This is a genomic window from Kitasatospora sp. NPDC088134 (assembly GCF_044741705.1).
Lineage (GTDB): Bacteria > Actinomycetota > Actinomycetes > Streptomycetales > Streptomycetaceae > Kitasatospora.
Map to the genome: position 1 here is coordinate 162,652 of NZ_JBIUTD010000013.1, position 23,797 is coordinate 186,448.

22 protein-coding genes are annotated in these 23,797 nt (G+C 75.6%); 15 read left to right on the plus strand and 7 right to left on the minus strand.

What is annotated here, in order from left to right:
* Position 1: 1 nt before the first annotated feature.
* Positions 2 to 403, minus strand: coding sequence for an SsgA family sporulation/cell division regulator (locus ACIOHG_RS21570; protein WP_400953009.1), 402 nt, complete (start codon positions 401 to 403; stop codon positions 2 to 4).
* Between the two features lie 337 nt (positions 404 to 740).
* Between ACIOHG_RS21570 and ACIOHG_RS21575 the strand changes: the two genes are divergently transcribed.
* The 7 genes from ACIOHG_RS21575 (at position 741) to ACIOHG_RS21605 (ending at position 7,424) form a co-directional block, all read left to right on the plus strand.
* Positions 741 to 1,580 carry an STAS domain-containing protein gene (locus ACIOHG_RS21575; RefSeq protein WP_400953011.1) on the plus strand — a complete coding sequence of 280 codons (840 nt, stop codon included), beginning with the start codon at positions 741 to 743 and terminating at the stop codon, positions 1,578 to 1,580.
* Positions 1,577 to 1,954, plus strand: coding sequence for an STAS domain-containing protein (locus ACIOHG_RS21580; RefSeq protein WP_400701568.1), 378 nt, complete (start codon positions 1,577 to 1,579; stop codon positions 1,952 to 1,954). Before ACIOHG_RS21575 ends, ACIOHG_RS21580 begins: the two co-directional genes overlap by 4 nt.
* Complete coding sequence (locus tag ACIOHG_RS21585) at positions 1,951 to 2,367, plus strand: anti-sigma regulatory factor (protein WP_400953013.1); 417 nt, start codon at positions 1,951 to 1,953, stop codon at positions 2,365 to 2,367. The genes ACIOHG_RS21580 and ACIOHG_RS21585 overlap by 4 nt, the downstream gene beginning before the upstream one ends.
* A complete protein-coding gene (locus tag ACIOHG_RS21590; RefSeq protein ID WP_400953015.1) occupies positions 2,355 to 3,530 on the plus strand; it encodes a SpoIIE family protein phosphatase in 1,176 nt (391 codons plus the stop codon). Before ACIOHG_RS21585 ends, ACIOHG_RS21590 begins: the two co-directional genes overlap by 13 nt.
* Positions 3,531 to 3,607: 77 nt before the next feature.
* The gene (locus ACIOHG_RS21595; RefSeq protein WP_400953087.1) at positions 3,608 to 5,344 is read left to right on the plus strand and encodes an ATP-binding protein; all 1,737 of its coding nucleotides are present in this window, start codon (positions 3,608 to 3,610) and stop codon (positions 5,342 to 5,344) included.
* Positions 5,341 to 6,978 carry a SpoIIE family protein phosphatase gene (locus tag ACIOHG_RS21600; RefSeq protein WP_400953017.1) on the plus strand — a complete coding sequence of 546 codons (1,638 nt, stop codon included), beginning with the start codon at positions 5,341 to 5,343 and terminating at the stop codon, positions 6,976 to 6,978. The genes ACIOHG_RS21595 and ACIOHG_RS21600 overlap by 4 nt, the downstream gene beginning before the upstream one ends.
* An 89-nt stretch (positions 6,979 to 7,067) precedes the next feature.
* The gene (locus ACIOHG_RS21605) at positions 7,068 to 7,424 is read left to right on the plus strand and encodes an STAS domain-containing protein (RefSeq protein WP_400953019.1); all 357 of its coding nucleotides are present in this window, start codon (positions 7,068 to 7,070) and stop codon (positions 7,422 to 7,424) included.
* A 33-nt stretch (positions 7,425 to 7,457) separates the two neighbouring features.
* Here the strand turns inward: ACIOHG_RS21605 and ACIOHG_RS21610 are convergent, their stop codons facing one another.
* Genes ACIOHG_RS21610 through ACIOHG_RS21620 form a run of 3 tightly spaced genes read right to left on the minus strand, consistent with a single transcriptional unit; the run spans position 7,458 to position 10,870 of the window.
* Positions 7,458 to 8,231: a phosphatase PAP2 family protein gene (locus tag ACIOHG_RS21610; protein ID WP_400953021.1), complete on the minus strand. Its 774-nt coding sequence runs from the start codon at positions 8,229 to 8,231 to the stop codon at positions 7,458 to 7,460.
* Positions 8,231 to 9,178 carry a YihY/virulence factor BrkB family protein gene (locus ACIOHG_RS21615; RefSeq protein WP_400953023.1) on the minus strand — a complete coding sequence of 316 codons (948 nt, stop codon included), beginning with the start codon at positions 9,176 to 9,178 and terminating at the stop codon, positions 8,231 to 8,233. The genes ACIOHG_RS21610 and ACIOHG_RS21615 overlap by 1 nt, the downstream gene beginning before the upstream one ends.
* A complete protein-coding gene (locus ACIOHG_RS21620; RefSeq protein WP_400953025.1) occupies positions 9,179 to 10,870 on the minus strand; it encodes a phosphatase PAP2 family protein in 1,692 nt (563 codons plus the stop codon).
* A 119-nt stretch (positions 10,871 to 10,989) separates the two neighbouring features.
* On the opposite strand from ACIOHG_RS21620, the gene ACIOHG_RS21625 reads away from it, so the two are divergent.
* Complete coding sequence (locus ACIOHG_RS21625) at positions 10,990 to 12,249, plus strand: phosphatidylserine/phosphatidylglycerophosphate/cardiolipin synthase family protein (RefSeq protein WP_400953027.1); 1,260 nt, start codon at positions 10,990 to 10,992, stop codon at positions 12,247 to 12,249.
* Positions 12,250 to 12,514: 265 nt separating this feature from the next.
* Here ACIOHG_RS21625 and ACIOHG_RS21630 read toward each other — a convergent pair whose 3' ends face one another.
* Positions 12,515 to 14,815, minus strand: coding sequence for a hypothetical protein (locus ACIOHG_RS21630; RefSeq protein WP_400953029.1), 2,301 nt, complete (start codon positions 14,813 to 14,815; stop codon positions 12,515 to 12,517).
* 670 nt (positions 14,816 to 15,485) lie between these two features.
* Between ACIOHG_RS21630 and ACIOHG_RS21635 the strand changes: the two genes are divergently transcribed.
* The 5 genes from ACIOHG_RS21635 to ACIOHG_RS21655 all read left to right on the plus strand — a co-directional run bounded on the left by ACIOHG_RS21635 (position 15,486) and on the right by ACIOHG_RS21655 (position 20,120).
* Positions 15,486 to 15,725 carry a hypothetical protein gene (locus tag ACIOHG_RS21635; RefSeq protein WP_400953031.1) on the plus strand — a complete coding sequence of 80 codons (240 nt, stop codon included), beginning with the start codon at positions 15,486 to 15,488 and terminating at the stop codon, positions 15,723 to 15,725.
* 30 nt (positions 15,726 to 15,755) lie between these two features.
* A complete protein-coding gene (locus ACIOHG_RS21640) occupies positions 15,756 to 16,571 on the plus strand; it encodes a DUF1206 domain-containing protein (RefSeq protein WP_400953033.1) in 816 nt (271 codons plus the stop codon).
* A gap of 82 nt (positions 16,572 to 16,653) precedes the next feature.
* Positions 16,654 to 17,172 (plus strand): hypothetical protein, encoded by a 519-nt coding sequence (locus ACIOHG_RS21645; RefSeq protein ID WP_400953035.1) that lies wholly within the window; start codon positions 16,654 to 16,656, stop codon positions 17,170 to 17,172.
* Between the two features lie 216 nt (positions 17,173 to 17,388).
* The gene (locus tag ACIOHG_RS21650) at positions 17,389 to 19,215 is read left to right on the plus strand and encodes a hypothetical protein (RefSeq protein ID WP_400953037.1); all 1,827 of its coding nucleotides are present in this window, start codon (positions 17,389 to 17,391) and stop codon (positions 19,213 to 19,215) included.
* 11 nt (positions 19,216 to 19,226) lie between these two features.
* On the plus strand, positions 19,227 to 20,120 hold the full coding sequence (locus tag ACIOHG_RS21655) for a hypothetical protein (protein ID WP_400953039.1): 894 nt from the start codon (positions 19,227 to 19,229) through the stop codon (positions 20,118 to 20,120).
* 319 nt (positions 20,121 to 20,439) lie between these two features.
* Here ACIOHG_RS21655 and ACIOHG_RS21660 read toward each other — a convergent pair whose 3' ends face one another.
* Positions 20,440 to 20,742, minus strand: a complete 303-nt coding sequence (locus ACIOHG_RS21660; RefSeq protein WP_400953041.1) for a hypothetical protein — start codon at positions 20,740 to 20,742, stop codon at positions 20,440 to 20,442.
* A 199-nt stretch (positions 20,743 to 20,941) separates the two neighbouring features.
* Between ACIOHG_RS21660 and ACIOHG_RS21665 the strand changes: the two genes are divergently transcribed.
* Positions 20,942 to 22,267 (plus strand): Tim44-like domain-containing protein, encoded by a 1,326-nt coding sequence (locus ACIOHG_RS21665; RefSeq protein WP_400953043.1) that lies wholly within the window; start codon positions 20,942 to 20,944, stop codon positions 22,265 to 22,267.
* An 8-nt stretch (positions 22,268 to 22,275) separates the two neighbouring features.
* Here ACIOHG_RS21665 and ACIOHG_RS21670 read toward each other — a convergent pair whose 3' ends face one another.
* Positions 22,276 to 23,199 (minus strand): alpha/beta hydrolase, encoded by a 924-nt coding sequence (locus ACIOHG_RS21670; RefSeq protein WP_400953045.1) that lies wholly within the window; start codon positions 23,197 to 23,199, stop codon positions 22,276 to 22,278.
* Between the two features lie 107 nt (positions 23,200 to 23,306).
* Between ACIOHG_RS21670 and ACIOHG_RS21675 the strand changes: the two genes are divergently transcribed.
* Positions 23,307 to 23,762: a MarR family winged helix-turn-helix transcriptional regulator gene (locus ACIOHG_RS21675; protein ID WP_400953047.1), complete on the plus strand. Its 456-nt coding sequence runs from the start codon at positions 23,307 to 23,309 to the stop codon at positions 23,760 to 23,762.
* The last annotated feature ends 35 nt before the right edge of the window (positions 23,763 to 23,797 follow it).

The following is a 23,797-nucleotide window of genomic DNA, read 5'->3' on the forward strand; positions in this document are numbered from 1 at the left end:
GTCAGGCCAGCAGCCGGGCCAGCACCGGGGCGAGGTCGAGGTGCTCGGACTCGGAGCCGACCGGGACGGCCCGGTAGGCCCCGGCGAGGAAGTCCGCGACGGTGCCGGACGGGAGGCTGACGACGGCGCGGTCACGGCGGTTGCCGAGGGTGACCAGGACCCGGCCGTGCCGGCCCGGTTCGACCCGGACGTCGCCCTCGCCAGCGGGGGCGCGGCAGCCGGCGTCGAGCAGGTCCCGGCCGAACCACCAGACGATCTCGCCCCCGGCGTTCTGGGGTGGGAAGGCCAGCGCGACGCCGTACGGGAGCGCGGGGTCGAAACGGAGTTCGGCGGCGATCACGACCTGCGGGAACGGGCTCTCGGGGAGGGTGGCGGGGACGGCGACGGAGACGGCGGCGGGCATGTGGGGGACCCCCTGGGGACGGTGGGGCCGACGTGCCCCGACTGGTGCCGCCCCGGCTACCCGTCCGTCGACGATCCACCATCGGCTTTGCCGAACCGTTACCGAGGTTCACCCGGTCGCACCGGACCGCCGCCCGCCCGGCCGACCCCCCGAGCTGCCGGGCGGGGGCCGGGCGAGGGCCGGGCGGGAAAAACTTCCGCGGGCCGGTGCATACCTTTCCGGGGCCGGGGCAGACGGCGTCCGCTGCCCCGGCCGACCGGCCGGGGCGGCCGGTGCGGCCGGACCACGGCCGGGCCCCCGCATCCCCGGGGGGCCGTGTGAGCGAGGAGAACGCCTGATGGCGGTGGAGCGTGCGTCGGAACGGCTCGTGGAGCTGCTGACCCGGGACGACGCGGTGCAGGACCAGTGGGTGTCCGCGGTGGCGGCCTCGCTGGGCGGCCGGATCAGCCGGGCCGAGCTGGAGCGCGAGCTGACCGAGCTCTACCAGGCGCTGCAGCAGGCGCTCGGCAAGGGCGGGCTGGACTGGCGGGACGAGGCGTACTCGGAGGTGCGCGCCCTGCTGGTGGAGCTGTCCCGCAACCGGGCCCGGCACGGCTTCACCCCGACCGAGACCGCGATCAGCGTGTTCGCCTGCAAGGACGTCCTGGAGCCGACCGGGGACAGCAGCGCGGAGGACGTCACCGCCTACCTGCAGCTGGCCCGGCTGTTCGACGCGCTCGGCCTGTTCACCATCGAGGCGTACGCCCGCACCCGGGAGGAGATCATCAGCGCCCAGGCCGAGCAGCTGCTCGAACTGTCCACGCCGGTGATCAAGTTGTGGGAGGGCGTGGTCGCCGTCCCGCTGGTCGGCACCCTGGACTCGGCGCGCACCCAGGTGGTGATGGAGAAGCTGCTGCAGAGCCTGGTGGAGTGGGAGTCCGAGCACGCCATCATCGACATCACCGGGGTGCCCGCGGTGGACACCGAGGTCGCCCAGCACCTGCTGAAGACCGTCGTCGCGGCCCGGCTGATGGGCGCCGAGTGCACCATCTCGGGCATCCGGCCGCAGATCGCGCAGACCCTGGTCGCGCTCGGCGTGCAGTTCGGCGACATCGTCACCAAGGCCACCCTGGCGGACGCGCTGCGGCACGTCCTGCAGCTCGGCGGCGCCCGCCCGGTCGGCGGCGGCGAGCGGTGAGCGAGCGCGTCCCGATCCTGAAGATCGGCCAGGTGCTGCTGGTGTCGATCCAGGTCGACCTGGAGGACCAGATCGTGATGGACCTGCAGGACGACCTGGCCGAGCGGATCGTCGCCACCGGCGCGACCGGCGTGGTCATCGACATCACGGCGCTGGAGATCGTCGACTCCTTCGTCGGCCGGATGCTCGCCAACACCGCCGCGATCTCCCGCCTGCTGGACGCCGGGACGGTGGTGGTGGGGATGCGCCCGGCCGTCGCCATCACGCTGGTCGAGCTCGGGCTGTCGCTGGGCGGGGTCCGCACCGCGCTCACCCTGGAGAAGGGCCTCGCCCTGCTCGAACGCGACCGTACCGCGCGTACGGCCCGTCCGTGAGCGGGGCCGGGCCGGAGGACGGGCAGACCGTGCCGATCGGCTCCAACGACGACGTGGTGCGGGCCCGGCAGACCGTCCGGACCTTCGCCCAGCAGTGCGGCCTCTCGCTGGTCGACCAGACCAAGCTGGTCACCGCCGCCAGCGAACTGGCCCGCAACACGCTGGTCTACGGCGGGGGCGGCCGGATGGTCTGCACGACGGTCCGCAGCGGCCACCGGACCGGCGTGCACGCCGTGTTCGAGGACAGCGGCCCCGGCATCCCCGACCTGGACCTCGCGCTCACCGACGGCTGGACCTCCGGCAGCGGCATGGGCCTGGGCCTGAGCGGGGCCCGCCGGCTGGTGGACGAGTTCGAGCTGCACAGCGCGCCCGGTGCGGGCACGAAGGTGTCGGTGACCAAGTGGTCCCGCTGAACCCCGCCCTCACCGAGTGCGAGGACACCGTCTGGTTCCGGCACTCCGACTCGCTGCCCGCCGCCGCGCGCGGCGCGGCCCGCCAGCTCGCCCACCGCATCGGCCTGCTGCCGGAGCGGGCGGGCGAGGTCGCGCTGGCCGTCAGCGAGGCCGCCACCAACCTGCGGCGGCACGCCGTGGACGGGGCGATGGTGCTGCGCGTGGTGCGCACCGACACCGAGGCCGCACTGGAGTTCGTCACCGTCGACAGCGGGCCGGGCATGGCGGACGTCCCGGCGGCGCTCGCCGACGGCTACTCCTCCGGCCCCACCCTGGGCATCGGCCTGGGCGCGGTGGCCCGGCTCGCCGACGCCTTCGACCTGCACTCGCTGCCCGGACGCGGCACCGTGCTGACCGCCCGGTTCTGGAACCGCACCCCGGCCGGCCGGGCCGCGGCCGCCGCGGGCGAACCCGTCGCCGCCGGGCTGACCCGCCCGATGAGCGGCCAGGAGCTGTGCGGCGACGCCTGGGCGGTCCGCCCGGTGCTGGCCGGCGGGCCCGTGACCGCGCCCGTGCCGCCGCCCGCCCCGGCGGTGGCGGGCGGCCGCTTCGACTGGTCGGTGCTGACCGACCGGGCGCCGCGCCACCCCCTCTCCCCCGGGCCGCGCGACCCGTCCGGGGGCTTCGTGCTGATGCTCTGCGACGGGCTGGGCCACGGCCCGCTGGCCGCCCGGGCCGCCTCGGACGCCGTCGCGGCCTTCCACCGCTGCGCCACCGACCGGCCCGACCAGGTGCTCGCCGAACTGCACCGGGCGCTGCGCTCCGGCCGGGGTGGCGCGGTCGCGGTGGCCCTGGTCGAACCGGCCGCCGCCCGGCTGACCTTCTGCGGGGTGGGCAACGTCAGCGCCTTCGTGGTCGACCCCGCCGCCGGCACCCGGCGCTCGCTGCCGTCCGCGCCGGGCATCGTCGGGCACCAGCTGCCCACCCCGCACACCGTGCGGCAGGAGCTGCCGCCCGGCAGCGCGGTCGTGCTGCACTCGGACGGGCTGACCGACCGCTGGCGCGGCTCCGACGTGCCCGGCCTGTTCGCCCACCGGCCCGTCACCGCCGCCGCGCTGCTGCTGCGCGAGGCGGGCGTGCGCCGGGACGACGCGGGCGTGGTCGTGGCGAAGGGCTCCTGGTGAACGCGGACCGGACCGGACCGGCCGGGGACCCGGCGGACCGCCGGTCCGAGCAGATCGCCCCGGTGTCCCTGGACGCGATGCCGGTGGCCACCGTCCAGGACACCTTCGCGCTGCGCCGCAGCGCGCACGCCCTCGCCGACCTGCTCGGCGCGGACGGGCAGGACGCCGTCCGGCTGGCCACCGCGCTGAGCGAGCTGGGCCGGGGCCTGCTGGGCGCGGAGGGGCTCGGCGCGGCCTTCGACCTGTGCCCGGAGCCGGTGCCCGCCCTGCGGGTGACGCTGGCCTGGCGGGGCGGCCACCGGCTGCCCGCCGAGGCGCTGGACGCGGCGGGCCGGCTGCTGACGGTCGAGCACGAGCAGGACGCCGCGGGCGGCCGGGTCCGGGTCGAGCAGCGGCTCGGCCCGGACCCGGGCCCGGGGAACGGGCTGGTCGACCGGGCCCGCCGCCTGCTCGCCGAGCACACCGGGCCGAGCGCCCTGGAGGACTCCCGGGCGCAGACCCGCGACCTGATCGCCGCCCTGGAGCAGACCCGCGCCCAGCGCGAGGAGCTGCGGCGCCTGAACCAGGAGCTGGAGGAGACCAACCGGGGCGTGCTGGCGCTGTACGGTGAGCTGTCGGAGGAGCTGGAGGAGACCAACCGGGGCGTGGTCGCGCTCTACGCCGAGCTGGACGAGAAGTCGCAGCAGCTGCGCGAGGCCAGCGAGGCGAAGAGCCGGTTCTGGGCGAACGTCAGCCACGAGCTGCGCACGCCCGTCAACGCGGTGGTCGGCCTGGCCGAGCTGCTGCGCACCGACCCGGACGCCCCGCCCGCGGAGCGGGCCCGGCAGCTGTCGCTGATCGCCGACTCCGGCCGCACCCTGCTGTCCCTGGTGGACGAGCTGCTGGACGTGGCCAAGGCGGAGTCGGGCACCCTGGAGCCGCAGTGGGCGCCGCTGGACCTGCGCGCCGTGCTGGCCCACCTGGACGGCACCCTGCGCGGCCTGGCCCGCCCCGGCGTGGCGCTGCGGATCGGCGCGGCCCCGGCCGGGGCCGGGACGCTGCTCGGCGACGAGACGATGCTGGTGCGGATCCTGCGCAACCTGCTGTCGAACGCGCTGAAGTTCACCGAGCAGGGCTCGGTAGCGCTGGACGCCCGGATCGAACCCGCCGACGACGGCCCGCCGGAGCTGGTGCTGACGGTGACCGACACCGGGGTCGGCATCCCCGCCGACCAGCAGGAGCGGGTGTTCGAGGAGTTCTACCAGGTCAGGGGCGCGCACCAGCGCGGCCGCCGGGGCACCGGCCTGGGCCTGCCGTACGCCCGGCGGCTGGCCGGCATCCTCGGCGGCACCCTGCGGCTGGCGAGCGAGCCCGGCCGGGGCACCGTGATCACCGTCCGGCTGCCCGCGCACCCGGCCGCGCCGGCCGGGACCCGGCGGAGCCTGCTGGTCGCGGTCGACGACGACCCGGTGTTCCGGGAGGTGCTGCGCCCGCTGCTGCACGGCCTCGCCGAGCGGGTGGTGGAGGCCGTCGACGGCCCGTCCGGGCTGGCCGCCGTCCGCGCGCACCGGCCCGACGCGGTGGTCCTGGACCTGCAGCTCGGGGAGGTGGACGGGTACCAGGTGCTCGCCGGGCTGCGCGCGGACCCGGAGCTGGCGGACCTGCCCGTGGTGGTGCTCAGCTCGGCGACGCTGACCGCCGCCGACCGCGCACGGCTGGCGCACGCCCGCGCCGTGCTGCCGAAGTCCGGCCTGACCGGCGCCCGGATCGCCGCCGCCCTGGACGCGCCGCGCCCCGCCGACCGCCGGCCCGCACCGCCCGGGGACGGAGCATGAGCGCGGCCGCCCCCGACGCCGGACCGGCGACCGTGCTGGTCCTCGACGACAACGACACCACCCGCTACATCGTGGGCAGTTGGCTGCGCCGCTCCGGCCACACCGTGGTCGAGGCGGTCGACGGCACCCAGGCGCTGGCGCTGCTCGACCGCACCCCGGCGGCCGAGCTGCCGGAGATCGCCGTCGTCGACATCAGCCTGCCCGACATGACCGGCTTCGAGGTGTGCGAGCGGATCAAGCGCCGCCCGCGCACCGCCGCGCTGCCGGTGGTGCACATCTCCGCCACCGCGATCGAGGCCAGCGACCGCACCCAGGGCCTGCACCGCGGCGCCGACGCCTACCTGACCGAGCCGATCGACGCGGCCGAGCTCCAGGCCACCGTCACCGCCGTGCTGCGCTACGCCCGGGCCCGGCGGCGCGCCGAGCAGCTCGCCGCCCGGGTCGCCGCCCTGCACAGCGCCACCCTCGCCCTGTACGGCGCGCAGGACGCGGACGGGCTGGTCACCGCCGCCGCGCTGGGCGCGGTGCGGGTCGGCGCGGCCCGGGCCACCGCGATCGCGCTCGGACCGGACCGCGACACCCTGTACCTGGCCCAGCACGACCCGGACCGCCCCGGCGACCCGCCGGTGCGGCTGCTGCAGGCCCCGCCGGTGCTGCTGGACGTGCTCGCCCACCACACCCTGGGCGACGCCACCGGCACCGACAGCACGCTGCTGGACGCCGACACCTGGCGCGGCGTGCTGGCCGACCACGGGCTGGGCGCGGCGGGCCTGCCGGCCGGGCCGACCGCCCTGGTGGTGGCCCGCACCAAGCCGGGCCGGCCGCTGCTGGCGCTGGCCGTCGACCCGGCGGCGACCGCCGACGCGGACGGCCGCAGCCTGCTCTCCCAGCTCACCCAGGCCGCCGCGCTCGCCCTGGAGGCGCAGCGCAGCCAGGCCGAGGAGCACGCCCTCGCGCTCACCCTGCAGCGCAGCTTCCTGCCCGACCGGCTGCCCGCCGTCCCCGGCGTCGAGCTGGCGGTGCGCTACGAGCCGGCCTCGGCCCGCAGCGAGATCGGCGGCGACTTCTACGAGGCCATCGACACCCCCGACGGGCTGCTGCTGGCGATCGGCGACGTGGCCGGGCACTCGCTGACGGCCGCGATGGCGATGGGCGAGCTGCGGCACGCGCTGCGCGCCTACGCCATCGAGGGGCACGACCCGCGGACGCTGCTGACCCGGCTGGACACCCTGCTGACCCGGCTGCGCCCCGGGCTGACCGTCACCGTCTGCCTGGTGCTGATCTCGCCGGACCGCCGCCGCCTGCTGGTCGCCAACGCCGGGCACCTGCCGCCGCTGCTGCGGCTGCCCGACGGCTCGACCCGGTACCTGACCGAGCACGGCATCCTGCTGGGCCTGAACATGCCGCAGCCCCCGGCCGTCGGGGTCGACGTGCCGCCCGGCACCGACCTGCTGCTGGTCACCGACGGTCTGGTCGAGGTGCCGGGCGAGCACCTGGAGACCGGCCTGGCCGCGCTGCGGGACGCCTTCGCCGCCGCCCCGCCCGACCCGGACGGGGCCGGCGACCGGCTGCTGGCCGCGTTCGCGGGCCGGCAGGCCGACGACGTCGCGCTGCTGGTCGCCCGCCTGCACTGACCCCTCCTCCCCCGCCTCCCGCCCTGCCTTTCCCTCCTCTCCCTCCTCCCGCCCTGCCCTTCCCTCCTCCCGCACCGTACGGAGCCCGCGTGCCCGAGTACGACCTGACCATCGAGGTCCGCCCCCATCCCGCCGGGGCGACCGTCGTCGTGCTCGCGGGGGAACTGGACCACCACACCGCGCCGCGCCTGCACCGGATGCTCGAACAGGTCCCGGCGGCCCTCCCGGTGGTGCTCGACCTGGCCGGGCTGGGCTTCTGCGACTCCGTGGGCGTCGCCGCACTGCTGCACGCCCTCCGGCGCACCGAGCAGGCCGGGACCGCCCTGGTGCTGGTGGCCGTCGCCCCGGACCTGGGCCACCTGCTCGCCCTCACGGGCGTGGACCGGGTGCTGCCCCGCCGCGCCACCGTGGCGGAGGCGGTCGAGGCGCTCCGCCCGCCCGCCTGACGGGCCGTCGGCCCCGCGCCGCCCGACGGGCCGTCAGTCCCGCTCGGGGGCGGGTCCGGCCAGTTCCGGCTCCAGCCCCTCGGCGAGCGGGGCCGGGACGTCCCGGCCGGTGTCGCGCCGCCAGCCCCGGAACGCCCAGGCGGTGGCCGCGACCAGCGCCGTCCCGAGCAGCCAGCCGCCGAGCACGTCGCTGACCCAGTGCACGCCCAGCGCGACCCTGGTGAACCCGACGCCCAGCACGCTGACCAGCGCCGCCGCCCACGCCGCCCGCCGTCCGCGCGGGCCGAGCACCGGCAGGGACACCAGCAGCAGCACGGCGCAGCAGGTCGCCGCCGTCATGGCGTGCCCGGACGGGAAGGAGAACCCGGGGGCGTGCGCGACCGGGTCGGGCAGCGCGGGCCGGGCCCGGGCGACGGCGGCCTTCACGCCCCAGCCGATCAGGCCGGAGGCGGTGACGGTCGCGGCCGCCCACAGCGCCAGCCGCCAGGCCCTCCGCCACAGCAGCACGCCGACGGCGGCCGCGGCCAGCAGCCGCATCGTCAGCGGGTCCCACACCACGTCGCTGAGCACCCGCAGCACGTCGAGCGCGCCGGGGTGCTCCCGCACCAGCGTGTGCAGGCGCCCGGCGGCGCCCGCGTCCAGCCGGTGCAGCGGCGGCCAGTTGGCCTCGACCAGGACCAGCAGCAGGGCGGCCGGGACGGCCGCGACGCCGAACGCGGCGACGGCGGCGAGCAGGCGCTCGCCGAGCCGCAGGTCGGCGTCGCGCAGGGCGGGCAGCAGGGCGGGGCGGGTCATCGGGCGGGTCATCAGGAGGCGCTCCGTTCCGGGTCGGGGAGGACGGGGCCCGGCCGTCCGGTGCGGTCGGCCTCCAGCTGGGCGGCGAAGGACAGGCCGAGGAAGAGCGCGATCGCCGTCAGGTAGGCCCACACCAGGAAGGAGAAGACCACGCTGAGCGGCCCGTAGACGGCGTCGAAGGAGCCGCTGAGCCGCAGGTAGAGGGTCAGCAGCCAGGTCGCGGCCAGCCAGAGCACCAGGTGCACGCCGGCCCCGAACGCCAGCCAGCTGTAGCCGGGTTGGCGGCGGCGCGGGGCCCGCCGGAAGATCACGGCGGAGGAGGTGAGGGTGAGCAGCAGGCCGACCGGCCAGCGCAGCAGCGTCCAGGCGGCGGCGGTGCCCGGGCCGAGGCCGAACACCTCCTCGGCGGCCGCGGCGACCTGCGGCCCGGCCACCAGCACCAGGAAGCCGGTGCCGAGCGGCAGTCCCGCCCCCGCGGCCATCAGCAGGCTGCGCCCGTACTTGCGGTCGAACGGGCGGTCCCGTTCGATGCCGTAGATCCGGTTGGCGCCGCGCTCGATCTGGGACATCGCGGTGACCAGGTTGGCGAGCGCGAACAGGGCGCCGAACCAGAGCGCGAGGGTGCCGCCGGTGCGGTACCGGCTGCGGTCCAGCACCTCGCGGACCAGGTCGGCGCTGGACGCGGGCACCATCCGTTCGATGCCGGCCGCGACCAGTTGCCCGACCGGGCCGCCGTGCAGCGAGGAGGCCAGGCCGACCACGGCGAGCGCGAACGGCACCAGCGACAGCACCACCTGGAAGGCGAGCGCCCGGGCGTGGCTGAACCCGTCGGCGTAGCGGAAGCGCAGGAAGGCGTCCCGGGCCAGCGGCCACCAGGGCCGCCGGCGCAGCGTCAGGACGGCCTCGTCGGCGGACAGGTGCTCCGGTCCGCCGGCCCCGACCCGGCTGGCGGTCCCCATTCAGGCCACCTCCTGCCCGGCGCCGGTCCGCGCGGCCGGGAGGGCGTCCCGGGCGGCGTCCCGGGCGGCGTCCCGGGCGGCGTCGTGCCCCGCGTCCTGCCGCGGCGCGGTCTCCTCCCCCGCCGGGTGCGGGAGCTGGACCAGCAGGGCGGCCGGACGGACCGTCAGGACCAGGGTGCGGCCGTCGCCGACGGGGTCGCCGTCGCACTGGCGCGGGTGGGGCCGGTCGGCGGTGAGTTCGATCCGGCGGCCGCGGAAGTGCTCCAGCGGGGCGGCCGGGCCGGGGCGGCGGGCGCCGGTGAGCAGGGCGAGGACGGTGCCCGCCCAGCCGCGCGGGCCGTACGGCTGGACCAGGACGAGGTCGAGCTGCCCGTCGTCGGGCGCGGCGTCGGGCAGCAGGCGCACCCCGCCCTGCAAGGTGCCGACGTTGCCGACCACGGCCGTCCGGACCTGGCGGCGGACCGGGGCGGCGCCGTCCACCGAGACGGTCAGCACGAAGCGGCGGTCCGTCAGGTGCCCGGCGGCGCCGAGCAGGTACGCGGGCCAGCCCAGGCGACGCTTGAGGCCCTGGTCGGTGGCGGCCATCACGGCGGCGTCCAGCCCCATCCCGGCCATGGTGGCGGCGGCCCGGGCGGGCAGGCCGTCGCCCTCGGCGTGCATCAGGTCGATCCGGCGGGGGCGCCCGGCGAGGGCGGCGGTGAGCGCCTCGACCGGGTCGGTGGACAGGCCGAGGTTGCGGGCCAGCAGGTTGCCGGTGCCGCAGGGGACGACCAGCAGGGCGGTGTCCGTCCCGGCGAGCGCCTCGGCGCAGGCCGTGACGGTGCCGTCGCCGCCGCAGGCGGCGACCAGCCGGGCCCCGTCGGCGACGGCCCGCGCGGCGGCGGCCCGGCCGCCGTCCTCGGCGGCGGCGGGCAGCAGCAGGGGCGGCCGGTGGCCGTGCGCGGTGACGGCGGCGGACAGCCGCGCCAGCAGGGCGTCGTCCACGCCGACCGGGTTGTGGACCAGCGCGACGGGGCCGCGCGGCGCCGCGGCGGGCCGCGCCGGGGGCCGGGCGGGGGCGGCCACCGCCCGGGAGACCGCCCAGAGCGCGGCCGCGCCGTTCAGCGCGCCCGCCAGCACGTCGGTGGGGTGGTGCATGCCCCGGTAGAGGCGGCTGGCGGCGACCAGCACCGGCACCGTCCAGAGCAGGGCGCACACCACGACGCGCCACCGGCCGCGGGCCGAGCGCAGCACCAGCAGGCCGAGGCCGCCGTACAGCGCGGTGGCGGCGCCGACGTGCCCGGACGGGAAGCTTGAGGTGGGCAGCGCCCCATCCAGCCGGTCCACGTCCGGCCGGGCCCGGTCGACCAGGTGGGCGGCGGTCACGAACAGCGCCGCCTGCAGCGCGACCGCGCCGGCCAGCAGCGCCGCCGGGCGCGGGCGGCGCAGGAGCAGCAGGACGACGACGGCGAGCGCGGTGGCCGTGACGATCGCCGGGGTGAAGGCGAGCGCGGAGAGCCATTCGCTGCCGGTGGTCAGGGCGGCGGTGCGGTGCGCGGCCAGCCAGGAGGTCGCGCCGTTCTCGCCCGGGTCCCACCATCCGGCCGGCGGGTGGGTGATCAGCAGCCCCGCCGCCACCAGCAGCGTTCCCTGTCCGGCCGCCGCCACCGCCAGTGCACCGGCCCGCGCGGCGGGCCTCCGAGTCCTCGTCATGGACGCCGTGTCCCCCGATCCGCGGTTCTCATCCCTCCCGGAGGCGTCGACCGTGCGGGAACGGGTAGCCGAGCGCCCGCCACTGCCACCCCCGAGATCCCCCGGACGGAGCGAGACCCATGACCACCGAGACCGCGCCCGAACCCCTGCCCGCCGAACCGGCGCCCGTCGAACTCCGGTCCGTCGAAGCCCCGGTGGCGCCGGCGGTGGCGCCACCAGTGGCCGGGCGCGGCCAGGTGCTGCGCCGCCGGCTGGAGGGACTGCTCGGGATCGCCGCGACCGAGGGCAACCTGCTCACGCCGCTGCGCAACGGCGACGAGATCTTCCCCGCGATGCTGGCAGCCGTGGCGGACGCGCGGCGGACCGTGGACCTGATGACCTTCGTCTACTGGCGCGGCGAGATCGCCCGGGAGTTCGCCCGGGCGCTGGCCCGCAAGGCCGAACAGGGCCTGCGGGTGCGGCTGCTGCTGGACGGGTTCGGCAGCCGGCTGATCGAGCCGGAGCTGCTGGACCTGATGGCGGCGGCGGGGGTGCGGATCTCCTGGTTCCGGCGTCCGGTGCGACTGTCGCCGTTCAAGCAGAACCACCGCTGCCACCGGAAGGTGCTGGTGGTGGACGGCCGGATCGCGTTCACCGGCGGCGTCGGCATCGCCGAGGAGTGGTGCGGGGACGCCCGGCACCCGGGCGAGTGGCGCGACACCCACGTGCGGGTGGTCGGCCCGGCGGTGGACGGCATCGCGGCGGCGTTCGCGCAGAACTGGGCGGAGTGCGCCCCGGGCACGCTGTACGACGAGGCCGACCGCTTCGAGGAGCACGAGCAGCCGGGCGGCGCCGTGGTCCAGGTGGTGCGGGGGTCGGCCGCCGTCGGCTGGCAGGACCTGCAGACCCTGATGCGGGTGGTGATCTCCTCCGCCGAGCAGCGGCTGCGGCTGGCCACCGCCTACTTCGCGCCCGACGACTACTTCGTCGACCTGCTGTGCGAGACGGCCCGGCGCGGGGTGGCCGTCGAGCTGCTGGTGCCGGGGCGGCACACCGACAAGCGGGTCTGCCAGCTCGCGGGCGAGCGCCACTTCGGGCGGCTGACGGCCTGCGGGGTCACGGTGTGGCAGTACGCGCCGACGATGATGCACGCGAAGGTGCTGACCGTGGACGGGGTGGTGTCGGTGGTCGGCTCGGCGAACTTCAACCGGCGCTCGCTGGACCACGACGAGGAGGTGGTGCTCGCCGTGGTCGACGAGGAGTTCACCGCCCGGCTGGACCGCGACTTCGACCGGGACCTGACCCGCAGCGAGGCCCTCGCCCCGGCCCGCTGGCACCGCCGCGGCCCCGCCCGCCGCGCCCTGGAGGCGGCCACCGCGCCGATCCGGCACTTCCTCTGAGCCCGCCGTGCAACGTCCGGTTCCGGGCTTCCCGGTGCGGTGGACCGCCCTTCCGGCGCGATCAGTGCGCGGAGCGAGTCGTTGATCCTGACGAGGCTGTCCCGGAGGTCGCACGGCGGGGTGGAGGCCGGGAGGGTGCCGCCGCCGTGGAGCCGGCCGGGGTTGCAGTCGTGGATGCCGACTCCTTCGGGGTCGGACGAATGCCCGTGCCCGGCACCGGTGGGGGACTGGTGCCGGGCACGGACGTTTCAGCGGGTCGTTCGTCTCAGAGCCGGAAGGGGTTGCCGCCCAGGGCGGCGAGGAGGTACCAGGCGGTGGCGCCGGTGTGCAGGGAGGCGTAGTACTTGTCGCCCTGTCCGGTGTCGAGGCCGTCGTGCGAGGAGGCGACGATGCCCTTGCCGTCGGTGTGGGGGGCCTGTGCCTGGGCCTTCTCCATGGCGGCCGTCAGCGCCGCGATGCCGGCCGCGTCACCGGGGGCGTTGCGGGCCTTGTAGGCGGCCAGGAGGTGGGCGGTGCCCTCGAACCAGACGCCGGTGGTGTCGACGGCGCTGAAGCTGACGCCGGTGAAGCCGTTGTCGGTGACGGCCATGCGTCCGGCGGCCCAGTCGGTGGTGCGGGCGTAGGCGGGATCGAGGGTGGCGAGGTAGGCCCAGGTCTGGACGTCCTCGGGGATGGCGTCCTCGTTGACGGTGACGCCGTCCAGTCCGGTGCCGGTCCACAGGTGGTTGTGGTCGTCGCTGATCATGGTCTTGACGAAGGCGAAGGCGTTGTCGGAGCGGTCCTTCCAGGTCTGGTCGCCGGTGAGCCGGCCCAGCATGGCGAAGAACGCGCCGACGTCGATGTTGTGCTCGGTGGCCTTCCAGGTCCGCTGGACCATGCCGCTGCCGTCCTCCTTCGTGGAGGTGTCGGCGTAGCCGCCGGTGTAGCCACCGGCGCCGCGGGTGTCGGCGGAGTTGGCCTGGATCCAGTTCGCGGCGCGCTTCGCGCCCTCCAGGTACCTGCTGTCGCCGGTGGCCTGGTAGAGGTGGGCGAAGGCCATCCCGGCCCAGGCCATGTTCCCCGTGTACACCGACCAGCCGCCGATGTAGGGGGTGCCGACCGGATAGTCCCGGCCCAGGGTGGTGACGAACGGGTCGGGCAGGTAGGACGCCCGGATCCGGCCGTCGTTCACCGGGTCGTGGTCCTGGGCGTACAGCAGGCTGTCGCCCAGGTCCTTGGCGTGGGAGACGTCGACCTCGGTCCCCTTCTTCAGGAGCGCGGCGATCGTCACGGCGTTGTCGTAGGTGAACGACGACTGGTACCCGGTGTCGCCGAAGGTGCCGCCGGGCCCGAAGTGGCCGCCGGTGTAGCTCTGCGGGATCCGGAGGGAGCCCGGGGAGCCGTGCTGGTCGATGGCATTCCGGAGGAAACCGGCGGCCTTGCGCGTCGAGTCGCTCGGGGCCATGGTGGCGACCGGGTTGTAGCTGACGATCTTGTCGATGAGAGCGCCGCCGGGGAAGTCCATCATCACGACACCGGTGCGGACCACCGGGGCGTGAACGTCCGGGCCCTCGTTGAGATAGGTCAGCAGGAACTCGTTGACGCCCTGACTGGTGCAGATCCCGGCGGCGCAGCCGCTGGCGACCGAGTAGGGGTAGGCCCCGGACGATCCTCCGCTGGTGTAGTTGATGTACAGCTTCTTGCCCTGGTCGGGGTCGCTGTTCTGACGGTCCAGATGCCGGCGCACGTAGTCGCGCTTGCTGGCGATGGCCATCATGTTGGGGACGCCGTACTCGTCCTGGAGAAAGCAGCCGTGGTAGGCGGAGTCGGTGTTGGTTCCGCAGCTCCCGCCAGCGAGGCTGTCGTCCTTGTTGGCGTTCAGGTCGGCAGCCTGCTTCAACCCCCAACCGAAGTCGCCGCCGCCCGGACCGTGGACCGCCGTCAGGACCACCTTGCCGCGGACGGCACCGAGCGTCGGGACCACGGTCTGGTGGTCCCGGACGACCGACTCGGGGTAGAACAGATCGGAGTTGTCCTCCAGGTATTTCTTGAAGAGGTTCTCCCGGTATTCGAACTTGGCATTGTCGGAGATAGGGACGGTGAGGAGATTTCCGTCCCCGTCGGGCTCGGGCGGCGTCACGACGTCCGTGAGGTCATCGGTGCACGAGACCCCCTGGCCGGTGCACTCTTCCTTGAGGTGGAGCAGCAGCGTCTCGTCGGGATGGCTCCTCAAGAATGTCCGGAACTGGTTGAAGGCGTCGCCCAGCATCGCGTGCTGATAGACCATCCCGTGATGGATGGCGTACGAGCCGGCGCGATAGGTGCCGCTCGGGTCGGTCTCCCCGCCGACGACCCTGACCCGTATGTCGAAGGCCCGGATGCCCGCTGCCAGCTGGTCGGCCAGGTTGCCGGCCTGGGTGGAGTCGCCCTCCTGGGTCTGGGTGGAGTCGCCGCCGAAGGTGGACAGCGACTCGTGGGTCCCGGGGATGGACATGGCGGCCAGATTCGTGCTGTCGGGAATGCTCTGCATCCAGTCCGGGCCGGCCTTGGCCGAGCTCAGGCTTTCGTAGGACGGGGTGCTCATCATGCTGTCCGCGTGCGCCGGGGCGGCCGTGGGCAGCGTCAGTGTCCCGAAGCCGAGCACCGCGGACAGCAGGGCGCCCGCAGTGGTTCTCCAATATCGGTTGATCGTGGTCTCCTCGATAGACGGGGCGCATCGCGCACGATGTCTCACCCGGATTTCGTCCTGGCCGGACGTCCGGGGTGGGTCAGCGTAGCCCACCTGCACGTCCTGGACCTTGCCCGATCGGTTCCGGTCCTTTCCCGTGCGGATCCACCGGACCGGCAACCCGGCGGGACGCCCCGCATGCAGGGTTTCGCCGATGTTCACCGGAAATCCATTGACAGCCGGACCGCCTTTCCCCGTGTGCAGCATTTGGCCGTGCCGCATCGAAATCACGCGCCCGGTCCGGTCAACTGCTTCGACCCCGGTTTCCGAGCGGTTCAGCGCGGCGCAGCGGGCCCGTGGCCGCACCGCACGCACCGCCGTCCCGGGAACACTCGGACGGGTGATCACCGGATCCGTCTGCTGGCCGCCGGACGATCCATGCCGGGGTTCCGACGGATTCCTCCGGGAATCCCCGGGAACCTCCGGATCCGTCCGCTTCTCCCGAACTCCCCGCGTGCGCACCGGGTTTGGGACGGCCCGGCCGGGCAAAGCGGCGCCCATGAGACGAACGACTTCGATCATTTCCGTGGTGGCGCACGTGCTCGCCGCCGTCCTGGTGATCTGGATCCTGCTGGACCTCTTCGAAGCCAACGGGGGCAATCCGCTGGTGAGTTGGTTCCACCGCGCCGCCGACTGGCTGTCCGCGTGGTCGCGCGGCCTGTTCACGGTCTCCGACCGCACCGGGCAGATCCTGCTCGACTACGGCATCCCGGCCGTGGTCTACGTCGCCCTCGGCAACCTGGCCACTCGCGGCCGGGCCCTCGACTGAGCGCGCGGCGCGGACGCGGAGGAGGCGACGATGACGGACGCACAGCGGGCCGGCGGTCCCCGGGTGGACCGGGCGGCGACGGCGGCCGGACGCACGGGCTTCGTGGCGCGGGGCGTGCTCTACACCCTGCTGGGGGTGCTGGCACTGCGGATCGCCTTCGGCTCCGGCGGCGAGGAGGCCGACCGGCAGGGGGCGCTGCACCAGGTCGCGGAGCAGCCGTTCGGCACGGCGCTGCTCTGGGCGCTGGCGGCCGGCTTCGCCGGCATGGCGGTGTGGCGGGCCTCGACGGCGGTGTTCGGCGAGGCCGGGGAGAAGAAGACCGGCTCCCGGCTGCTCTCGGCCGGGCGGGCGGTGTTCTACGCCTCGGTGGCCTGGGGCACCGGCGCGTACGCGGCGGGTACGGGCGGCGGTTCGGGCGGTTCGGGCGGTGACGCCTCCTCCCGGGACTGGACCGCGACCGCGCTCGGGTGGCCGGGCGGCCGCTGGGCGGTCGGCGCGGCGGGGCTGGTGCTGGCGGGCGTCGGCGTGGCGATCGGCGTCCGCGCGGTCCTGCGGCGCTTCCTGCGCAAGCTCGACACCGCCGCGATGCGGCTGCCCGTCCGGAAGGCCGTCACCGGTGTCGGAGTGGCGGGCAACCTAGCCCGCGGGGCGGTCTACACCGCCGCCGGGGCCTTCGTGGTGGTGGCGGCCGTCCGCTTCGACCCGGGGCGGGCCAAGGGCATGGACGACACCCTGCGCAGCTTCACGCAGACCGCGGCGGGCCCGTGGCTGCTGGTCGGGGTCGCGGCCGGGCTGGTGCTGTACGGCGCCTTCTCGTTCGCCTCGGCCCGCTGGCGCCGGTTCTGACGCCCGCCCGCCGGGGGCCCGGCGGGGTGCGGCAGACTCGTGGCCGACCGCCGCGCGCCGACACCCCGCCGAGGAAGCCCCGTTGACCCCGTACTCGCTCGCGTTCTACCTGGACGTCGTCACCACCGGCACCGTGCTGGGCGCCCGGCCCGGGGACTCCCCCGAGCGGGTCGCCGAGCTGCTCGGGACGGACTTCGCCGAGTACTCCTTCGACCCGCACCACCTGATCCGCGACTACGGCCTGACCGAGTTCCACTGGGACCGCGCCCGGCCCGGACTGCCTTGGTCGGGGCACCACTTCTCGCTCCAGGTGCACCGGCTGGCCCGGGTGGACCGGAGCACCGCCGACAGCGCCCTGCGGGCCCGGTACGGCCGTTTCGCGCCCCGGCTGCGCTTCGACAAGCTGCGGCGCCTGCTGGAGCGCCGGGGCGTCCCGCTGGTCGAGGTCCCCGAACTCCCGGCCAACGCCCCGTACTTCCGGACCTTCCGGCAGCCGGACTCACAGGTCTCGGTCACCTTCGTCGCCACCCACGGCCGCCACCGCACCCCGTCGGACCTCCGGATCGGCGACGTGTACAAACTCGGCCGGCCCGCGTTCTAGCGGACGGCGCCGGTGGCCCGGTGGCCGTGGGAGGTTGCCGGGAGCGGCGGGCGGCGTGACGCTGGAGACGGCTCGAAGATCCGTACGCGTCGGTTCGACCGCGGGTCCGCGCGCCGCACCGCTCCACACCCTGCCGCACCGCGCCGGCCCCACCGCGCTGGGCCGCCGGTCGGCCGCAGGGCGCCCGTCCGACAGTGGGATGTGGGTGACTTCCCCATGATCGATGCCAGAACTCATGCCGCCGCGCTGGCCGAGCACCGGGAGGGCCTGGCCGCGGCGCCGGTCGACCCCGCGCTGCGCCCGGCCCTGGACGGCCTGCTCGCCGAGGTGGCCGACCATCCTGCGGACGCCGCCCTCGGCAGCCTGCTGGACCACCTGCTCCAGCACGCCCAGTCGGACGGCCTGGAACTCGACCTGCTCGCCGAGGCCGCCGCGATGTGGACCGAGGGGCTGGACCTCTGCACGCGGATCGGTTCGGTGCGCGCCGACATCGAGGCCGCCCTCGCCGACCCGACGGCCCCGGACGCGGCGGCGAAGTACTGCGCGGCCACGGTGCGCCTGCGGGCGCTGGGCGAGGGGGTGCAGGGCAAGCACCTGGAGATCCAGGACCTGGGCCGACGGCTCGGCGAGATGCGGCACGTCCCGGAGCACCCGCGGCAGGGCGACGTCCCGCTGGACGCCTGGGGCTGGGGCGACGTCTTCCTGGCCCGGCGCACCGACGCCTTCGTCCGGACCGCCTTCGCCACGGCGAGCACCCCCGCCGCCCGGGCGACGGCCTTCGGCATCCTGTCCGGCCACACCGCGAACGCCAGCGGCTCGGCCTACCTGGGCAAGGTGGTCGGCGGGCCCCGGCGCAGCCACCGGTTCCGGGACCGGATCGCCCGAAACACCGTCGGCGCCTACCTCGCCCAACTGCGGCCGGAGGTAAGGGACTTCGGCCGACTCGCGGCCGAACTGCGGTACGACGACGCCCCCGAGGCCCGGCTGCCCGACGACACGGCGGCGTTCCTGGCCGAGGTGCTCGGGAAGACCTACGACCTGGGTCCGGCGGCGCCGCCGCCGGACCTCCAGCTCGGATACCGGCGCCTGGTACGGCAGTTGGAACTGCTCGACACCTTCCGGCAGCCGCCCCGGCCGGAGCCGCCCGCCGACGTGTTCGTCCGGAAGCTGTGGGCCGACCCGGCGAACCCGCCGACCCCGGTGATCACCACCGGGACCGCCACCCCGCCCGCCGTGGCCGGCTCCGGGCTCGGGCCGGCCTCGTACTCCGGGCCGGCGGTGCCCCCGTACCAGCGCCCGCCGACCGCGACGGACAGCACCCGGGACAGCGACAACCAGTGCGGCAGCTTCTGGCTGGGCGTGCTGGCGTTCCTCGCCTTCGCCGGGCTGCTGGGCGGCCCGTGCTGGGAAGAGTGGGGGCAGGGCAGGACCTGCACCTTCTGGAAGAAGCACGTGGCGGACAACTTCCAGCACGCGTTCGAGACCGGTCTCGGCCCGGAGGAGCAGGCGGCCCTCGCCTCGCAGTCCCAGCCCCTCACCCCGGCGGAGTTCGCCAACGGGGCCGGACTGGACCAGCTCACCCAACTGGTGGGTCAGTTGTTCGACTTCCAGATCCGGCTGTGGGAGGGCCTGCGGAAGGCCGGCGGCCACCTGGCCGGGTGCGGGGTGGCGGCGCCGGACGGTCGGCTGCGCTACCCGCTGTACCGGCAGTTCCTGAAGGTCCCGTCGAGCGGTGACAACATCACGCCGCACCGTCCCGAGGCCGATCCGGTGGCGGTGTTCTACCGCTACCCGCCGACCGCGCTGGAGGAGTCGTCCGACGGCGGCGAGGGGCTGCCGGTCGGCACCGACCCGGGCTGGCTGCTGCGGGAGTCCACCGCCGCGGCCACCGCCCTGTGGACCGGGATCGCCGAGGGCGCGCCCGGCGAGGCCAACCCGGACCTCGACGCCGACCGGTTCCAGCGCTACGGCTGCTGGGCCGCCGTCGGGTCGATCGACGACGACCCGGTGGACGTACGGGTCCTCGACTACGGCGAGACGTGAGGAGGGCGGCCATGCCCGCGCGGAACGACGGCCAGGAGCCGGAGGGGACCGGCGACGACCGGCCGTACCTGTTCGTCCACAGCTACCCGCCGCCGGTCCTGCCGGCCGGCTCCCACCCGGTCGACAACGGTGTGCGGCCGGTGCCGCCGGAGGTCTGCTGGTACCTGTGCTCCGGCATCCAGCCGCTCACCGCCTTCCGGCCGGGGGCGGAGCTGACCGTCCAGGTGACGGTCGGGAACTGGCAGGGCGGCAACAGCGAGTCGATCGCCTACCTGGGGCTGTGGTGGTCGCCCCCCGTCAGCGGCCCGCTCGTCCCGGACGCCGACAAGTTCCTCGGCTTCACCACCGTGGAGGTGCCGCCGCACGGCGGGCAGGCAGTCTCCGACCCGCTGACCGGGCTCGTCCCCGCGAACGCCGGCGACCACGTCTGCCTGCTGGCCAAGGTCTGGCACCCGCTCGACCCGCCGGGCACGAACATCGCCGACCCCGTCAACGACCGGCACTGGGCGCAGCACAACCTCGTCGCCCTGCCGTCCGGCGGCACCGGGACCCTCCCGTTCCTGGCGTCCAACCCGCTGCCGGAGCCGGTCGACTGCTTGATCGGCGTGGGGCCCGTCCCCCCGTCGCGCCGGGGGGCCTTCCGCCTCGACGGCGACCCGCAGCCGGTGGAGGCCGAGGCCCGGCTGCTGGTGCTCACCGACCGGGACGGGCGGGAACTGGCCCGCCACGAGGGCGAGTTGTCCTGCGTGCTCACCCTGGATGGCGGGGAGCGGCGGCCGTTGGAGGTCACGATCGATCCCGGGCCGGTGGTGGCCGGGACGTTCGCGCCGTTCGAGATCGTCCAGTACCGGTCCGGCGGGGAGGTCCCGGTCGGCGGGATCGGCATCGCGTTCACCGGCGGCTGAGCCCCCGGCCCGACCCGCGACCGGGGCCCGGGCCGACCTCGTGGGTCCGGATGGCCCCGGGGCGGTCGATGGTGGCGTCCTGGCCGGTCGGGGCGGGGGTGGTCGGCTGCGCCGCGGGGGACGGCGGTCGATGGACCGCCCGGTCGGGCGGCCCTGTCCTGCTGGCGGTCTCCGCGCGTGACCGGCACCGCAGGCGTGTCCGGTCGGGGGCCGTCCGTTCGCGCCGACCCCCGCCGCCCGCCCGCTCCCATCCGGTCCTGCTGGCTCCTGCCCGGTTCGCCGCGACGGTTCGGCCGTCCGCCGCCGGAGGCCGCCCCGGTCACGGGGCCTCCCGTCCGGGTGGGGCCGGCACGGGGGTGCCGTCGGGCCCGAGGGTCCAGCCGGGCGGCAGGAGCACCTCCGGGCGGGTGCTGGCGGGGGTGCCGGGGTCAGTGCGCGGGACGGAGGCCCGCAGCTGCGTCTCGCCGAGGCCGTGCCGGTCGTGGAGCAGCCGGACGTGCTGCAGCAGGGCCGCGCGGTCGGCGAACCGGCCGACCGGGTGCCGCTCCCGGCCCGCGTACGGGTCGGCGTGGCGGCGCTGCTCCTCGTCCTGCTTGCGCTTGCGCTTCCGTTGTCCCGGCACGGGGCACACCCTGGCGGTTCGCGGCGGGCGGGGCAATCGGTCTGTGGCGGACGGTTCCGGCCGGAGGCCGAGGGTGCCGGTGCGCACGGAAGTGCGATGCGCCGCCTCGGGGTCGGGTGGGCGGGGTGGCTTGTAGGCTCGTGGAGAAAGGTTTCTTTTTCTGGAGGGGGCCCCGGTGCACGCCCGTCGCTGGACAACGGTGGTTGCTGCAGTCGTCGTACTGAGCAGCCCGACGCTCGCGTACGCCCGCGGCGGAGGCGGCAGCCACGGCTTCAACGGCGGTGGGGGCGGGGGCGGCAGCCGCGGCGGCGGTGGCGGTTCGCACGGGTGGACGGGCGGCGGGGTCGGCTTCGTGCACGGTTTCGGGGCGGGCAGCGGCGGGGGCGGCGGGTTCCTCGTGCTGCTGGTGATCGTGGCGCTGCTGGTCCTGTTCCTGTGGCTGCGGCACCGGCGCCGGAAGGCGAAGCAGGCGGCCGGGCTGAACACGGTCTCCGACCGGGCGGCGCACCGCGCCGACGAGCAGGCCCGGGAGCGCGCCGCCCAGGTCGGGGCCCGGGTGGACGCGCTCGCCGAGACGGACCCGACCTTCGAGCGCACCGCGCTGGAGCAGCGGGCCGGGTGGCTGTACACCACCGCCCAGCAGGCGTGGACCCGGAACGACCGGGGGATGCTGCGGCAGATCCTGTCCCCGGTGCTCTACGGCAAGTGGGCCGAGGAGCTGGACGACTACGCGTCGCGCGGCGAGGTCAACGTGGTGGAGATCGTCTCCGGCCCGGTGGTCGAGCTGGTCGACGTCGCCAACCGCGCGGGCGAGGTGAACGACACCGTCACCTTCCGGATCACCGCGACGCTCAACGACTACGTGCGCCGCGCCGACGGGGCGGACGTCGCGCGCAAGGACGGTTCGACCGACCCGGTCGAGTACTGGACGCTGCGCAAGAACGAGGCCGGGGAGTGGATCGTCTCCTCGATCGAGCAGGCGGCCGAGGGCGCGCACCACCTGACCGCCGCGATCGAGACCGACGGCTGGGACCAGCGGGAGGTCGCCCGCGAGGCGGTGCTGGAGGTGGCCGGGAAGACCGCGGTCCGGGGCGCGGGCGACCTGCTGTCGCTCACCAACATCTCGTGGAGCACGGACGCCGACGCCGCCGTCGGCGACCTGAGCGTGCTCGACGGCCGGTTCGACCGGGCGGTGCTGGAGGTCGCGGTCGAGCGCTTCCTCGAAGAGTGGGTGCTCAACGACGGCAGCCTGGACTTCACCTCCGTCCGCACGCCGAACCGGACCGTGCTGCGCAACGCCGTCGTCAAGTCCGTCACGGTGCGCTCACTGCTCTCCCGCGACCCGATCGTCTTCCGGGTCGCGGTCGCCGCCGAGGGCGTCTACTACGAGGTCGACCGGCGCAGCGAGCAGGTGCTCCGCGGCGACGCCCACGCGCGCCGGCCGCTCGCCTTCGCGTTCGACCTCCGGATGGACGACGCCTCGGCCGACACCTGGACCGTGGTCGCGGCCGAGGCGGAGCAGTAGGCGCGTCCTCAAGCGGTGACGGCGGTGACGGCGGTGACGGCCGCGCCGAGGTGCGCGGTGAGGAAGGCGGCCGCGCGGTCGAGGGCGGCGTCGGCCTCCTCCAGGCGGCCGTAGTGGTGCTGGAAGACGTGCGGGAGGTTGCCGCCGATCTCCAGGGTGACGTCCACGTCGGCGGCGCCCGCGCGGGCGGCCAGGCGGACGGCGTCGTCCAGGACGAGTTCGTTGGCGCCGACCTGGATCAGCAGCGGGGGCAGGCCGGTGAGGTCGGCGTACAGCGGGCTGGCCAGCGGGTTCTCCGGGTCGGCCGCGCCGAGGTAGTGCGCGGCGTAGGCGCGGAGGTCCGCCTCGGTGAAGATCCGGTCGGCGTCCGCCTTGGTGCGCAGGCTCCCGCCGCGCAGGGCGAGGTCGACCCACGGGGAGAACAGCACCACGGCGGCCGGCTGCGGCAGGCCCGCCGCGCGAGCGGCGAGCAGCGTCGCCAGGGCCAGGGCGCCGCCGGCCGAGTCGCCGGCCAGCACCAGGGTGCGCGGGTCGGTGCCGGTGGCCAGCAGTTCGCGGTAGGCGGCCAGGCCGTCGTCCACGGCGGCCGGGAAGACGTGCTCGGGGGCGAGCCGGTAGTCCAGCGAGACCGCGTGCAGCCCGGCGCGGCGGGCGAGTTCGCCGGCCAGGCCGGCGTGGGTGTCGGGCGAGCCGACCAGGTAGCCGCCGCCGTGCAGGTAGAGCAGGCGGCCGGGCCCGGCGGTCCCGGCGGGCGCCAGCTCCAGGGCGGGGCGCCCGCCGAGGGCGGTCCGGCGAACGGCGACGTCCTCCAGGGCGGGGCGGGTGAGGGCGGCCGCGAAGCCGGCCCGCTGCTCCTCGGCGGTGGGCGGGGTCACGGGCCGGGGGCGGGAGCGGTACGCGGCGTTCAGGTGCTCGCGCTGCTGGCGGGACATGGCGGCCTCCGGGGGTTCGAGGTGCGAAACTTGATTCCGTGGAATCCTTCTGCTCGATCCAACCACATTCCCCGGAAGATGATTCCAAGGAATCTATTGGAGGTGCTGTGACCCGCATCACTCCCCTCTTCGCCGACCTGGTCCGGGTCGAGACCCGGCTCTACAACGCGGTCGGCGCCCGGCTGCGCGAGGAACTCGGCCTGAGTCTGGGCCAGTTCGAGTTCCTGGAGGTGATCGACCGGGTGCCGGACTGCCGGGTGCTGGACCTGGTCGGCGAACTCGCCATCACCGTCGGCGCCGTCAGCAAGGCGGTCGACCGCCTGGTCGAGGCCGGCTGGTGCCGCCGCGAGGCGCACCCCCAGGACCGGCGCTCCTCGCTGCTCCGCCTCACCCCCGAGGGCGCGGAGCGCCTGGCCGCCGGGCGCCCCGTCATCGAAGGCGCCCTCCGCGCCCTCACCGCCTCCGTCCCCCCCGCCGAGCTGGCCCGGCTCGCCGGCACCCTGTCCGCCCTCCGCACGGCCCTGGAGGCCGGACCCTGCGACGGCGCCCCGGCGGGCCCCTGACGGCAGGCCCTTGGCGGCGGGCCCCTGACGGCGGG